Source organism: Streptomyces sp. CB02009 (genome assembly GCF_001905825.1).
Taxonomy (GTDB): domain Bacteria; phylum Actinomycetota; class Actinomycetes; order Streptomycetales; family Streptomycetaceae; genus Streptomyces.
In genome coordinates, this window is the sequence record NZ_LIVV01000010.1 from 51,487 (window position 1) to 65,563 (window position 14,077).

At 72.9% G+C, this 14,077-nt stretch carries 14 protein-coding genes; 10 read left to right on the forward strand and 4 right to left on the reverse strand.

All coding sequences use genetic code 11. The features are described 5' to 3' along the window. Positions 1-32: 32 nt before the first annotated feature. Positions 33-1,298: a glycosyltransferase family 87 protein gene (locus AMK27_RS32985; RefSeq protein WP_073916698.1), complete on the reverse strand. Its 1,266-nt coding sequence runs from the start codon at positions 1,296-1,298 to the stop codon at positions 33-35. 89 nt (positions 1,299-1,387) lie between these two features. Between AMK27_RS32985 and AMK27_RS32990 the strand changes: the two genes are divergently transcribed. Next, complete coding sequence (locus tag AMK27_RS32990) at positions 1,388-2,530, forward strand: glycosyltransferase family 4 protein (protein WP_073917350.1); 1,143 nt, start codon at positions 1,388-1,390, stop codon at positions 2,528-2,530. Between the two features lie 84 nt (positions 2,531-2,614). On the opposite strand, the gene AMK27_RS32995 is transcribed toward AMK27_RS32990, so the two are convergent. Then, the gene (locus tag AMK27_RS32995) at positions 2,615-4,411 is read right to left on the reverse strand and encodes an AMP-dependent synthetase/ligase (protein WP_073916701.1); all 1,797 of its coding nucleotides are present in this window, start codon (positions 4,409-4,411) and stop codon (positions 2,615-2,617) included. Between the two features lie 255 nt (positions 4,412-4,666). Here AMK27_RS32995 and AMK27_RS33000 point away from each other — a divergent pair, with 255 nt between their 5' ends. The 6 genes from AMK27_RS33000 to AMK27_RS33025 all read left to right on the forward strand — a co-directional run bounded on the left by AMK27_RS33000 (position 4,667) and on the right by AMK27_RS33025 (position 9,573). Continuing rightward, positions 4,667-5,434, forward strand: a complete 768-nt coding sequence (locus AMK27_RS33000) for a metallophosphoesterase family protein (protein ID WP_073916703.1) — start codon at positions 4,667-4,669, stop codon at positions 5,432-5,434. Between the two features lie 90 nt (positions 5,435-5,524). Then, positions 5,525-5,968, forward strand: a complete 444-nt coding sequence (locus AMK27_RS33005; RefSeq protein WP_073916706.1) for an SRPBCC family protein — start codon at positions 5,525-5,527, stop codon at positions 5,966-5,968. Positions 5,969-6,034: 66 nt separating this feature from the next. After that, complete coding sequence (locus AMK27_RS33010; protein WP_073916708.1) at positions 6,035-7,204, forward strand: ArsA family ATPase; 1,170 nt, start codon at positions 6,035-6,037, stop codon at positions 7,202-7,204. A 43-nt stretch (positions 7,205-7,247) separates the two neighbouring features. After that, positions 7,248-7,745, forward strand: coding sequence for a DUF5304 domain-containing protein (locus AMK27_RS33015; RefSeq protein WP_073916710.1), 498 nt, complete (start codon positions 7,248-7,250; stop codon positions 7,743-7,745). 66 nt (positions 7,746-7,811) lie between these two features. Further along, entirely contained in the window at positions 7,812-8,753 is a 942-nt protein-coding gene (locus AMK27_RS33020) for an ROK family glucokinase (protein WP_030314421.1), read from the forward strand. A 73-nt stretch (positions 8,754-8,826) separates the two neighbouring features. After that, a complete protein-coding gene (locus AMK27_RS33025; protein WP_073916713.1) occupies positions 8,827-9,573 on the forward strand; it encodes an endonuclease/exonuclease/phosphatase family protein in 747 nt (248 codons plus the stop codon). A 105-nt stretch (positions 9,574-9,678) separates the two neighbouring features. Here AMK27_RS33025 and AMK27_RS33030 read toward each other — a convergent pair whose 3' ends face one another. Both AMK27_RS33030 and AMK27_RS33035 read right to left on the reverse strand, forming a co-directional pair. Next, entirely contained in the window at positions 9,679-10,374 is a 696-nt protein-coding gene (locus tag AMK27_RS33030; protein WP_073916715.1) for a hypothetical protein, read from the reverse strand. Beyond that, positions 10,367-11,149, reverse strand: a complete 783-nt coding sequence (locus tag AMK27_RS33035) for an alpha/beta hydrolase (protein WP_073916717.1) — start codon at positions 11,147-11,149, stop codon at positions 10,367-10,369. Before AMK27_RS33035 ends, AMK27_RS33030 begins: the two co-directional genes overlap by 8 nt. Before the next feature lie 200 nt (positions 11,150-11,349). Between AMK27_RS33035 and AMK27_RS33040 the strand changes: the two genes are divergently transcribed. Genes AMK27_RS33040 through AMK27_RS33050 form a run of 3 tightly spaced genes read left to right on the forward strand, consistent with a single transcriptional unit; the run spans position 11,350 to position 14,012 of the window. Further along, entirely contained in the window at positions 11,350-12,081 is a 732-nt protein-coding gene (locus tag AMK27_RS33040; protein ID WP_073916719.1) for a lysophospholipid acyltransferase family protein, read from the forward strand. 48 nt (positions 12,082-12,129) lie between these two features. Further along, positions 12,130-13,341, forward strand: coding sequence for a MacS family sensor histidine kinase (gene macS / locus AMK27_RS33045; protein WP_073917351.1), 1,212 nt, complete (start codon positions 12,130-12,132; stop codon positions 13,339-13,341). Next, positions 13,338-14,012, forward strand: coding sequence for a response regulator (locus AMK27_RS33050; protein WP_073916721.1), 675 nt, complete (start codon positions 13,338-13,340; stop codon positions 14,010-14,012). Before macS ends, AMK27_RS33050 begins: the two co-directional genes overlap by 4 nt. The last annotated feature ends 65 nt before the right edge of the window (positions 14,013-14,077 follow it).

The window sequence follows — 14,077 nt, forward strand, 5'->3', positions numbered from 1 at the left end:
CCCGTGCGTATCGGTGTTCGGGCCACTACCGCTCAGGCCGAACCGGCCAGAACCCTTTCCCGCTCGGGCCGGCGCACCTGCCCCGGGATGCGCACGACGCCCGCCTCGGTCACCGTGTGCCGCCACAGCGCGCGGCAGGCGGAGAAGGCGGCCACCACGAGGAGGCCGTTGCGCAGGAACAGGACGGCGATGCCCAGGGCATCGCTCTGCGTCACGTGCGAGAACCAGACGGGGTACTCGAACTGCGTCACGGCCGTCGCCCACAGCACCAGATGGGCGGGGCGCCGCATACAGGTCGAGCGGTAGGCGAGACAGACCGCGGCGAGACCGAACAGCCAGATCATGTACTGCGGTGAGATCACCCGGCTCGTCACGGTGAAGAGCAGGACCGCGACGAAGGCCGCGTCCGCCGTCGTCGAGGAGGAGAACCGGCGCGCCTTGAACCGCCACAGCGCCAGCCACGCGAACGCGGCGATCGTCAGCGCCATCGCGACGGACGACACCCACGAGACGTAGGGGCCGAGGAACTCCATGGACCCGTAGTTCATCCGGGCCTCGCCCTCCCAGCCGAAGTGCCGGGCCACGTGGAACACCATCGCCCCCAGCGACTCGACCTCCGTACCCCGCTCGCTCTGGTACGAGAGGAAGGCCAGCGACCCCGGCATCCACGCCACGCAGAGCAGCAGCACCGCACTCGCCGCTCCGGCCGCCACCGGCCAGGACCGCCAGGTCGCCCCGCCCTTCGGGGTGCCCGCGAGCAGCAGCGCCGGCCACACCTTGAGGACGGCGCCGAAACCGGCGAGCACACCGAGCACGCGCGGGTCGCGGTTGACGGCCAGCAGGGCGGCCACGGCGACGGCCGTCACCATGACGTCGTAGCGGGCGTACGCGGTCGGGCCGAGCAGCGGCACCGCGGCCAGCCAGAGCCACGCCCCCCGCATCGAACGGCCGGCCCGGCGGCCCGTGTGCAGGAGGAGGCCCATGACGAACGCGTCGCAGAGGAGCGCCAGGACGAAGAAGGCCGACGCATAGCCGAGGAACGGCAGCAGCACGGGGGAGAGGATGGCGAGGGCGGCGGCCGGCGGGTACTGCCAGGTCACGTCGCCCCGCGGGTACTCGCCGGTCCGCAGGACGTCGAACCAGCCCTGGTAGATCTCCCCGACCTCGGCCGTCGCGTCCGGACCGGGCACCACCACGACCCTGAACACGCACAGCAGCAGGATGATCCGGGTCAGGCCCCAGAGGCCGAGCGGGAGGCGGAGACGCGCGCGTGACCCGATGCCCACTGCCCCCGTCATACCTGTCCTGTTCCTTGTCCTGTCGGCCCGCTGCCGCGGGGGGATGGTGGTGCCGGGCGGTGGGTGCGCTCGCGGTACTGTCGGCCACGATGCACAAGACCCTGATCGTAACCAACGACTTCCCGCCGCGTCCGGGCGGAATCCAGGCCTTCCTGCACAACATGGCACTCCGCCTGGATCCCGACCGGATCGTGGTGTACGCCTCCACCTGGAAGCGCAGCCGCGAAGGGATCGAGGCGACGGCCGCGTTCGACGCCGAACAGCCTTTCACGGTGGTCCGGGATCGCACCACCATGCTGCTGCCCACACCTCGGGTCACCGCCCGGGCCACCGCGCTCCTGCGCGAGCACGGCTGCGAGTCCGTGTGGTTCGGCGCGGCCGCTCCCCTCGGCCTGATGGCCCCCGCGCTGCGCAGGGCCGGCGCACGGCGACTTGTCGCCACCACGCACGGGCACGAGGCGGGCTGGGCCCAGCTGCCCGCCTCCCGCGGGCTGCTCCGGCGGATCGGCGAGGGCACGGACACCCTCACCTACCTCGGCGAGTACACCCGCTCCCGGATCGCGGCCGCCCTCACGCCCGCCGCCGCGGACCGCATGAGGCAGCTGCCCCCGGGCGTCGACGAGAAGACCTTCCACCCCGGCTCCGGCGGCGCCGAGGTCCGCGCCCGCCTCGGGCTCAGCGACCGCCCCGTGGTCGTCTGCGTCTCCCGGCTCGTCCCGCGCAAGGGCCAGGACACCCTGATCAGGGCCATGCCGCAGATCCTGCGCCGGGTGCCGGACGCCGTCCTCCTGATCGTCGGCGGCGGCCCGTACGAGAAGGATCTGCACCGCCTCGCCGCCGAGACCGGGGTGGCCGGATCCGTACGCTTCACCGGCGCCGTCCCGTGGTCGGAACTCCCCGCCCACTACGGCGCGGGCGACGTCTTCGCCATGCCCTGCCGCACCCGGCGCGGCGGCCTCGACGTCGAGGGCCTCGGCATCGTCTACCTGGAGGCCTCCGCGACCGGCCTGCCCGTCGTCGCGGGCGACTCGGGCGGCGCCCCCGACGCCGTCCTCGACGGCGAGACCGGCTGGGTCGTCCGCGGCGAGTCGGCGGAGGACACCGCCGACCGCGTCAGCACCCTCCTCCTCGACCCCGACCTCCGCGCCCGCATGGGCGAGCGGGGCCGCGCCTGGGTCGAGGAGAAGTGGCGCTGGGACCTCCTCGCGGAGCGCCTCGAAGAGCTTCTGTAGCGGGCGCACAGGCGTGACGGAGAACGGCCGGAGGCCCGGGGCGACACTGCCCCGGGCCTCCGGCCGTTCGTACGCCGGACCGCGTCAGGCCCGGTAGATCGCTTCGATCTCGTCCGCGAAGTCCTTCGCCACCACGTTCCGCTTCAGCTTCAGGGACGGGGTGATGTGGCCCGCCTCCTCCGTGAACTGAGCCGGGAGGATACGGAACTTGCGGACCGACTCCGCCTTGGAGACCGCCGCGTTGCCGTCGTCGATCGCGCGCTGGACCTCCGCCATCAGGTCCGTGTCGTCGCGGAGGGTGGCCGCCGTCGAGCCCGCCGGCTTGCCGTGCTCCGAGGCCCAGCGGCCCAGGAACTCCTCGTCGATCGTGACCAGCGCGCCGACGAACGGCCGGCCGTCGCCGACCACCATGCACTCCGCGACCAGCGCGTGCGCCCGGATCCGGTCCTCGATGACCGCCGGGGCGACGTTCTTGCCGCCCGCCGTCACCAGGATCTCCTTCTTCCGGCCGGTGATCGCGAGGTAGCCGTCCTCGTCGAGGGTGCCGATGTCGCCCGTGTGGAACCAGCCGTCCGCCAGCGCCTCGGCCGTCGCCGCCTCGTTGTTCCAGTACCGCGAGAAGATGTGCTCGCCGTGCAGCAGCACCTCGCCGTCGTCGGCGATCCGCACCACCGAACCCGGCAGCGGCTGACCGACCGTGCCGATCTTCTGCCGGTCCCAGGGGTTGAAAGCCGTCGCCGCGCACGACTCCGTCAGGCCGTAGCCCTCCAGCACCGTGAAGCCGATGCCCCGGAAGAAGTGGCCCAGCCGCTCACCCAGCGGCGCGCCGCCCGAGATCGCGTACTCGCCGCGGCCGCCGAGCACCGCCCGCAGCTTGCTGAAGACCAGCTTGTCGAAGATCTTGTGCTTCAGCCGGAGGCCGAAGGACGGGCCCTGCGGGGTGCTCAGCGCCCTGCTGTACGCGATGGCCGTGTGCGCGGCCTTGTCGAAGATCTTGCCCTTGCCGTCGGCCTGCGCCTTGGCCCGCGCCGAGTTGTAGACCTTCTCGAAGACCCGGGGCACGCCCAGGATCAGCGTCGGCCGGAACGAGGCCAGCTCGTCCGTGAGGTTCTTGATGTCGGGGACGCAGCCGAGGCGGATCGGCGCCATCACGGACGCGACCTCGACCAGCCGCCCGAAGACGTGCGCGGCCGGCAGGAACAGCAGCACCGAGCACTCGCCGGTACGGAACAGCGGCTTCAGCCGCGCCACCACGTTGCCGCACTCGGCGAAGAAGGCCCGGTGCGTCAGGACGCAGCCCTTGGGGCGGCCCGTGGTGCCCGAGGTGTAGACGATCGTCGCCGGGTCGTCCGCGTTCGCCGCCGACATGCGCGCGTCGAGCAGCTCGTCGGACACGTCGAGGCCGGTCGCGGTCAGCTGCGCGACCGCGTCGTCCTCGATCTGCCAGATGCCCTTGAGGTCCGGCAGCTCCGCCCGTACGGACTCCACCGACTCCTGGTGCGCGCCGCTCTCGACGAGGACCAGCGTCGCGCCCGAGTCGCCGAGGATCCACTGGATCTGCTCCGGCGAGCTGGTCTCGTACACGGGCACGGTCACGCCGCCCGCGCTCCAGATCGCGAAGTCGAGGAGCACCCACTCGTACCGCGTGCGGGAGAGGAGAGCGACCCGGTCGCCCGGCTCGACACCGGCGGCGATCAGACCCTTGGCGGCCCCGCGGACCTCCGCGAGGAACTGCGTCGCGGTCACGTCCGTCCACACGCCGTCGACCTTGCGGCCCATGACGGCGACGTCTGGGTGCTGGGAGGCGTTGCGGCGGATGAGATCCGTCAGGTTGCCGTCCGCGGGGACCTCGTACAGGGCCGGAAGGCTGAACTCGCGCAAGACTGCTGCTCCTCATCGGGCGCCGGCGCCACGGCTCTGTGTGATGCACCGGTGAAGTCCAAGAACTGGCGGGTGCTCTGTGGGGGAGAGCACGACTGGACTGCCCGGACGTTACCCATCAGTACATGGTTCCGGATAGGGGGGTCCGGCCAGATGTTCCGTGCGTCACACATCTGTGGCGGTGCTCTCCGCACAGTAATCCACAGGTTTCCGGACTCGGAAGTAACCGCAGGTGACACCCCCTAAGGTGGGCCCATGCGAGTCCATGTGGTCAGTGACGTGCACGGCAACGCCGACGACCTCGCCAGGGCGGGGGACGGGGCCGACGCCCTGATATGCCTGGGGGACCTGGTCCTCTTCCTCGACTACGCCGACCACAGCCGCGGCATCTTCCCCGAACTCTTCGGCGTCGAGAACGCCGACCGGCTGGTCGAGCTGCGCACCGCCCGGCGCTTCGACGAGGCCCGTGACCTGGGACGCCGCCTCTGGGCCGAGCTCGACGTCGACCGCGAGACCGCGATCGAGGGCGCGGTGCGCCGCCAGTACGCCGAACTCTTCGCCGCCTTCCCCACCCCCACGTACGCCACCTACGGCAACGTCGACATCCCCCGCCTCTGGCCCGAGTTCGCCCGGCCCGGGACCACCGTCCTCGACGGCGAGCGGGTCGAGATCGACGGCCTCGTCTTCGGCTTCGTCGGCGGCGGCCTGCGCACCCCGATGCGCACGCCGTACGAGATCTCCGACGAGGAGTACGCGGCGAAGGTCGAGGCGCTCGGCGACGTCGACGTGCTCTGCTCCCACATCCCGCCCGAGGTGCCGGACCTGACGTACGACACCGTCGCCCGCCGCTTCGAGCGCGGCAGCCGGGCCCTGCTCGACGCCATCCGGCGCACCCGGCCCCGGTACGCCCTCTTCGGCCACGTCCACCAGCCGCTGGCCCGGCGGATGCGGATCGCGTCGACCGAGTGCGTGAACGTCGGCCACTTCGCCTCGACGGGCAGGCCCTTCGCCCTGGAGTGGTGACGGGCCCCGCGCCGCAGCGCGATAGCCTTCCGTCGGCACGTCTGTGCCCCTTTGACTTCCGCCGGACCGCACAGTGGAGGAGCCACCACGATGGCCGAACACACCAGCTCGAGCATCACCATCGAGGCGGCGCCGGCCGACGTCATGGGCGTGATCGCCGACTTCGCCCGCTACCCCGAGTGGACGGGCGAGGTGAAGGAGGCCGAGGTCCTGGAGACCGACGGGGCCGGCCGCGCCGAGAAGGTCCGGCTGCTGCTCGACGCCGGCGCGATCAAGGACGACCACACCCTCGCGTACACCTGGACCGGCGGCAACGAGGTCAGCTGGACGCTGGTCAAGTCCCAGATGCTGCGGTCGCTCGACGGGTCGTACCGGCTGGCGCCGGTCGGCGGCGGTGACCGCACGGAGGTCACCTACCAGCTGACGGTCGACGTCAAGATCCCGATGCTCGGCATGATCAAGCGCAAGGCGGAGAAGGTCATCATCGACCGGGCGCTCGCCGGCCTGAAGAAGCGCGTCGAATCCGGCGCGTGAACCCCGCCGGGGACCGGTCACGTCCTCCCGTCCGCGCGCCGGGAGGGCGCGGGTAACGTCCTCCGCATGCGGATCATCCTTGTCACCGGGTCCGGCGGCGCCGGTCGCACCACCGTCGCCGCCGCGACCGCCCTCGCCGAGGCGCGGGCCGGCCGCCGGGTCCTGCTCGTCTCCGAGGACGTCGAGCCGCTGCCGGCCCAGGACGGACTCCGCGTCCTGCGCCCCCGGCCGGCCGGTGACTTCCGCCGTGAGTTCCTCGCCCTCCAGGCCCGCTCCTCCACGGCCCTCGACCTGCTGGGCGCCGTGCCCTTCGAGGAGGCCGAGCTCACCGAACTCCCCGGCAGCCGCCCGTTCGCCCTGCTGCGCGCCCTGCGCGACGCCGCCGAGGGCGACCACGAGCTCGCCGTCGTCGATCTGCCGCCGCTCGCCGACGCCCTCGCCCTGCTCGCCCTGCCCGAGCAGCTCCGGCGCTATCTGCGCCGCCTCCTGCCGCCGGAACGGCAGGCCGCCCGCGCCCTGCGCCCGATGCTCGCCCAGCTCGCCGGGGTCCCGATGCCCGCGCAGTGGCTGTACGAGACCACCGGGCGCTGGGAGACCGAGCTGGCCGCCGTCCAGGCCGTCGTCGACGCCCCCACCACCAGCGTCCGTCTCGTCCTCGAACCCGGCCCCGCCGCCGTCCGCGCCCTGCGCACCGCCCGGCTCGGCCTCGCCCTCCAGCGCCTCCCCCTCGACTCCGTCGTCGCCAACCGGCTGCTGCCCGCCGGCTCCGAGGACCCCTGGCTCGCCGGACTCACCGCCCAGCAGCACCGGCACCTCGCCGAGCTCCGCACCGCGTCAGGCGCCGCCGGTGCCGACGGCGCCGCCGGTCCCGTCTGTGTCGTCGACGAGCTGCCGCACCTCGGCCGGGACCCCCGCGGACCCGAGGACCTCGTGCTGCTCGCGCCCGCCCGGCGCCCGGCGGCCGCCCCCGACCCCGTCCCGGCGTGGACCGTCGAGGACCGCCGGGAGGAGGACGGCGTCCTGGTGTGGCACATCGGCCTCCCCGGAGCCGTCAAGGAGGATCTGTCCCTCGTCCGCAGGGGTGACGAACTGCTCCTGACCGTCGGCCCCTTCCGCCGCAACGTGCCCCTGCCGGCCGCCCTGCGCCGCTGCACCGTCACCGGCGCGGGACTCGTCGAGGGAGACCTCCGGGTGCGCTTCACCCCCGACCCCGGACTCTGGCCCCGCACCCCCTGAGGGGGCGTGTACCGTCGAAGTACCAGCCAGTGAGGAGTACGCCATGAGCGATTCGGACGCCTGGGCCAAGGCGTGCGCCGAGGACCTGGAGGCGGAGAGGGCCCGCCGCCGGGCACAGCGGGATTCGGACACCGGCTCCGCCGCCGACGAGTTCCGCAAGCTCTTCGAGGCCGTCGCCGACAAGGTCTCCGGTGGCCTCGGGAACCCGCTGCTCGCGGGCCAGGCCGCGCAGACCGTACAGCAGCTCGTCAACCAGGCGAAGGCGGTCGTCGAGCCCGTCATCGAGCGCAATCCGCAGGTCTTCGACCACCTCGCCGCCGCCGGGAACGAACTGCTCGCCGCCTACCGCTCCGCCGTCGAGTCCCACGAGAGCCGCTGGACGCGCGACGAGAAGGTCACCCCCGACGACCCGCGCGACCCGCGCCGGGACGCGGACGGGCCGGACGGCACGGCGGGCAAGGGCACCGACGGGGACACCGGTGCCGAGGACCGCAAGGACGACGAGGGGCCCGGAACCGGCCAGCACATCGACCTCGACTGATCGGGACGCCCGTCCCCCTCGGGTACGGTGGGCCTTAGCGGGGCTCGACCGAAAACTGAGGGACACATGGGACTCACCATCGGCGTCGACATCGGCGGCACGAAGATCGCGGCCGGCGTGGTCGACGAGGAGGGCAACATCCTCGACACGCACAAGGTGCCCACCCCGCCGACCCCCGAAGGCATCGTCGACGCGATCTGCGCGGCCGTGTCCGAGGCCGGCAAGGGCCACACGATCGAGGCCGTCGGCATCGGTGCCGCGGGCTACGTCGACGACAAGCGCGCCACCGTCCTCTTCGCGCCGAACATCGACTGGCGGCACGAGCCGCTCAAGGACAAGGTCGAGCAGCGGGTCGGCCTGCCCGTCGTCGTCGAGAACGACGCCAACGCGGCCGCCTGGGGCGAGTACCGGTTCGGCGCCGGCCAGGGCCACGAGGACGTCATCTGCATCACCCTCGGCACCGGCCTCGGCGGCGGCATCATCATCGGGAACAAGCTGCGCCGCGGACGCTTCGGCGTCGCCGCCGAGTTCGGCCACATCCGGGTCGTCCCCGACGGCCTGCTGTGCGGCTGCGGCAGCCAGGGCTGCTGGGAGCAGTACGCCTCCGGCCGCGCACTCGTCCGCTACGCCAAGCAGCGCGCCAACGCCACCCCCGAGCGGGCCCAGGTCCTCCTCGGGCTCGGCGACGGCACCCCCGAGGGCATCGAGGGCCGGCACGTCAGCCAGGCCGCCCGCGCCGGCGACCCGGTCGCCGTCGACTCCTTCCGCGAACTGGCCCGCTGGGCCGGTGCCGGCCTCGCGGACCTGGCCTCGCTGTTCGACCCCTCGGCGTTCATCGTCGGCGGCGGTGTCTCGGACGAGGGCGACCTGGTCCTCGACCCGATCAGGAAGTCCTTCCGGCGCTGGCTGATCGGCGGCCAGTGGCGCCCGCACGCGCAGGTCCTCGCGGCCCAGCTCGGCAACAAGGCCGGTCTGGTCGGCGCGGCGGACCTCGCCCGCCAGGGCTGAGCGGCCCCCTCGTACGGCAACCGCCCGTCGCGTCCCTGTGGACGCGGCGGGCGGTTGCCGTACGTTACCTCCCATGGCGATCAGTGAGCTGCCCAACTCCCGCACCGAGGAGGACGGTTCGGCCGTCCTCCGGGTCCTCAGCTACAACGTCCGCTCGATGCGCGACGACGAGGACGCCCTCGCCCGGGTCATCCGGGCCTGCGACCCGGACATCGTCTTCGTCCAGGAGGCCCCGCGCTTCTTCCGCTGGCGCAAACACGCCGCCCGGCTCGCCGCCAAGAGCGAGCTCCTGGTGCTGAGCGGCGGCGCCACCGCGGCCGGACCGATGCTGCTCTGCTCCCTGCGGGCCACCGTGGAACGCACCGAGGACATCCTGCTGCCGCTCACCCCGGGCCTGCACCGGCGCGGTCTCGCGACCGCCGTCGTCCGCTTCGCCGGGGCCCGGGTCGGCCTCATCAGCTGCCATCTGAGCCTGCGGAAGGACGAGCGGTACGCCCAGGCCGGGATGGTCCTCGACCGGGTCGCCGCCCTGGGGACCCCGTACACCCTGGTCGCAGGGGACCTCAACGAACGGCCCGACGGGCCCGCCTTCCGGCGGCTCGCGAAGGAGCTCACGGACGGCTGGGAGGCCAGCCCCTGGGGAGACGCGTACACCTCGACCCCCGCCGATCCGCACCAGCGGATCGACGCGATCCTCGCCACCCCGGGGATCGAGTTCCTCGGCTGCGGGGTGCCCACGGACCTCGACCCGGCGGACCTCCGCGCCGCCACCGACCACCTTCCTGTGCTGGCGGCGGTACGGGTGCCCGCGGCGTCCTGAGGGCGGCCTGCCGACCGGGCAGGACAGCGCCCGAGGCGGCAGCACCGCCCCGGAGACCGCTCGGCGCCCCTGGCGCCGAGCGGTGCGGGGGCGGAGTCCGGAGGATCAGACGACCGCGCCGCGGCCCGGGTCGTCGAAGCCGTCGTCATCGTCGTCGTGCTTCATGCGGCCCACCAGGGTCGCGAAGCCGCCGAGGAAGCCGCCGATGCACAGCGTGGTCAACCACCAGGTCATGTCCCAGCTGAGCAGCACGGCGACCAGCATCAGCACCGGGCCGCCGACCACGGCCAGCCAGGCGAACCTGGTCGTCACGTCCGCGTCGGGCAGCGGGGGCGGCTCCGGCGGCACGAAGTGGCCCTCGTCGGACCCGCCGGGTCCGTCGTCCGGTTCGGCGGGGGAGTAGTCGCGGGGGCCGGCGGGGCGGACGCCGGGCGCGAAGACGACGGAGCTGCCGAGCGCGGGCCGCTCGGGACCCGCCTCGGGCTCGTCCTCGGCCCCGGGCTCCTCGTCCGGGGCGGCTTCCGGCGGCGTCCCGGGCGAGGTGCCCGCCGCCGGCCTCGGCTTCCAGGGCGTGCCCTTCCCGGCGGCCGGCGCGGGCTTCACCGGCCGGACCTCCCCGGAGTCCTCGTCCTCGTCGCCGGCCTCCGGCTCCGGGAGCGACAGGTTCTCGACGGTCCGGTACGGCTTCGCGCCCGGCGGGTCCGCCGGCTCCTCGCCGTACCCCGCGACGATCGCGGCCCAGGCCGCCTCCTCGTCGATGGGCTGCGGCTCGCGCCCGCCGCCGTCCTGCTCCTCAGCCACCGCTCCTGCTCCCCTGTTCGTCGACCAGACCCGGCGCCAGACGCTCGACGAAGGCCAGGCTCTCGTCGAAGATCCGCTCCGCGTCATGGTCCAACGTCGCCACGTGGTAGCTCTGTTCCAGCAGGATCTCCTTGACGTCCGTCGAGGAGATCCTGGACAGGATCCGGGCCGAGTCGACGGGCGGCACGACATGGTCCTGGGGGCTGTGGAGCAGCACCACCGGCTGCGTGACCTGCGGAAGCTCCGCGTCCACGGTCTGGAAGAACCGGCGCAGGGAGTGCGCGGCGTGCAGCGGCACCCGGTCGTAGCCGACCTCGGTGACGCCCTCCTTGGCGATGTCGCTGGCGATGCCCTTCGTCGAGGGGACCAGATGGCGGGCGACCGGCAGCGCGTACGCCGCCAGGCCGTGCACCTTGTTGCCCGGGTTGACCAGGACGATGCCCTTCACGGCGTCCCCGTGGCGCGCGGCGAGCCGCAGGGTCAGCGCCCCGCCCATGGAGAGACCGAAGACGAAGACGGTCGCGCACCGCTGCAGGAGCTCGCTCAGCGCCCGGTCGACCTCGGCGTACCAGTCGTGCCACGTGGTGAGCTGCATGTCCTGCCAGCGGGTGCCGTGCCCGGGCAGCAGCGGCAGTGACACCGTCAGGCCGCGCGCGGCCAGGTACTCGGCCCACGGGCGCAGCGACTGCGGGGAACCGGTGAATCCGTGACAGAGAAGGACGCCGACCTCTCCGCCTTCATGGCGGTACGGCTCGGCTCCGGGAAGGACCGGCACCGGGGTCTCCTGTTCGCTCGGCTTCGCGTCCGCCTTCGGGTGCGCCCTGGGTGCGCCGAAGCGACGGAAAATGGGGAAGGACCTTCACGGTACGCGACCGGACCGACACCGACCAGGGCCGTAGCGGGGGCCGTACGCCGGTACGGGATAAAGTCGTCGCCACGGCACACGGAAGGCATGGCGAGTTGATCTACGGCGCAATGAAGTTCTCCCTCGGAGGGTCCCTGAAGCTTGCCTTCCGGCCCTGGGTGGAGGGTCTGGAGAACATTCCCGCCGAGGGGCCCGCGATCCTGGCGAGCAACCACCTGTCGTTCTCCGACTCCTTCTTCCTGCCCGCCGTGCTCGACCGCAAGGTCACCTTCATCGCCAAGGCGGAGTACTTCACCTCGCCGGGTGTGAAGGGCAAGCTCACGGCCGCCTTCTTCAAGGGCGTCGGGCAGCTTCCGGTGGACCGTTCGGGCGCCCGCGGCGCGGGCGAGGCGGCGATCAAGGCCGGCATCGAGGTCATCGAGAACGGCGGCCTCTTCGGGATCTATCCCGAGGGCACCCGCTCGCCCGACGGCCGCCTCTACCGCGGCAAGCCCGGCGGCCTCGCGCGCGTGGCCCTGGCCACCGGCGCGCCGGTGATCCCGGTCGCGATGATCGACACCGAGAAGATCCAGCCGCCCGGCAAGGTCGTCCCCAAGCTGATGCGCCCGGGGATCCGGATCGGCAAGCCGCTGGACTTCACCCGCTACCAGGGCATGGAGGGCGACCGCTTCATCCTCCGCTCGGTGACCGACGAGGTCATGTACGAGATCATGAAGCTGTCCGGCCAGGAGTACGTCGACATCTACGCGACCGCCGCCAAGCGGCAGATCGCGGACGCGGAGAAGGCGGCCAAGGAGGCCGTGAAGGCCGAGATCGCTGCTCGGGAAGAGTCCGGCGCGTAGGCGACCGGCGGTCAGCCGTCCCGCACGGGACGGCCGGGGGTGGGGGAGATGGCCAAGCGCGAGCGTGTCGTGCGCATGTCGGTCGAGCAGCCGTTGTGGCGGGCGCTGACCGGCTACCGCGTCCTGACCATGGTCTACGCGGTCCTGCTGTTCGCGTTCGGCCGCGACCGGTACGAGCGGCCCTGGATCGCCGTCGCCTTCCTCGCGGTGATGTGCGTCTGGACCCTCGCGACCCTGCCCAAGGTGGCGAACGCCGCCAGCTGCACCAAGCGCTTCCTCGGCGCCGACCTCGCCGTCGCCCTCGTCGGCATCCTCCTCACCCCGCTCGCCGACGCCCACGCCCAGTCCGTCGAGGGCCCCACCCTGCCGTCGATATGGACCGCCGGATCCGTCCTCGCGTACGCGATCAAGGGCGGCTGGCGCTGGGCCGGCGTCGCCTCCTCCCTCGTCGCCGTCGCCAACATCGTCGAACGCGGCCACCCCAGCCAGGACACCCTCCACAACGTCCTCCTCGTCTGGGTGGCCTCCATCGCCATCGGCTACGTCGTCGAGGTCGCCCGCGCCTCCGAGCGCACCCTCGCCCGCGCCCTGGAGATCGAGGCCGCGACCCGCGAGCGTGAGCGCCTCGCCCGCGACATCCACGACAGCGTCCTCCAGGTCCTCGCGATGGTGCAGCGGCGCGGCACCGCCCTCGGCGGCGAGGCCGCCGACCTCGGACGGATGGCGGGGGAGCAGGAGGTGGCCCTCCGGACCCTCGTGGCCGGCGGCCTCATCCGCCCCAGCCTGGTCTCCGAGGACGAGTCAGAGGGCGCCGTCGTCCGGGTCGTCGAGGAGGACGAGCACGACGACGACTCCCCCCTGGACCTGAGGCTGCTGCTCGCCCCGCGCGCCGGAGCGAAGATCACCCTCTCCGAGCCGGGCGCACCCGTCCTCCTCGCACCGCCCGCCGCCCGTGAGCTGGCCGCCGCCGTCGGCGCCGCCCTGGACAATGTGCGGGTGCACGCCGGGGAGGACGCGAACGCGTGGATCCTGGTCGAGGACTGGCCGGACGAGGTGATCGTCACCGTCCGGGACGACGGCCCCGGCATCCCGGAGGGCCGCCTGGAGGAGGCCTGGGGCGAGGGCCGGATGGGCGTCGCCCTGTCCATCCGGGGGAGACTGCGGGACCTGGGCGGCTCGGCCGAGCTGATCTCGGTCCCCGGGCAGGGCACGGAAGTCGAGTTGAAGGTTCCACGGGGGAAGGCAGGACAGGGAAGATGAGCGAGCAGCAGCAGATCAGAGTGATGGTCGTGGACGACCATCCGATGTGGCGGGACGCGGTCGCCCGCGACCTGGCCGAGGCGGGCCTGGACGTGGTCGCCACGGCCGGCGACGGCGAGCAGGCGGTACGCCGTGCCCTCGCGGTCCTGCCCGACGTCCTCGTCCTGGACCTGAACCTGCCGGTGAAGCCCGGCGTCCAGGTCTGCAAGGAGCTCGTCGGCGGCCGGCCGGAGCTGCGGGTCCTGGTCCTCTCGGCGAGCGGCGAGCACGCGGACGTCCTGGAGGCGGTCAAGTCCGGTGCCACCGGCTACCTGCTCAAGTCGGCGAGCACCGAGGAGCTGATCGACGCCGTACGGCGGACGGCGGCCGGCGACCCCGTCTTCACCCCCGGCCTCGCGGGGCTGGTCCTCGGCGAGTACCGCAGGCTCGCGACCGAGCCCTCCCCGGCGGCCGGCGCCGACGAGCCGAAGGCCCCGCAGCTGACCGAGCGCGAGACGGAGGTCCTGCGGCTCGTCGCCAAGGGCCTCAGCTACAAGCAGATCGCCGAGCGCCTGGTGATCTCGCACCGCACGGTGCAGAACCACGTCCAGAACACCCTCGGCAAGCTCCAGCTGCACAACCGGGTGGAGCTCGTCCGGTACGCCATCGAGCGCGGCCTCGACGACGCCTGACGCGACCGGCACGGGACGCCCGGGTGCCGGGCACGGCGCCACGAGGGGCCGTATATTCGCCCCTA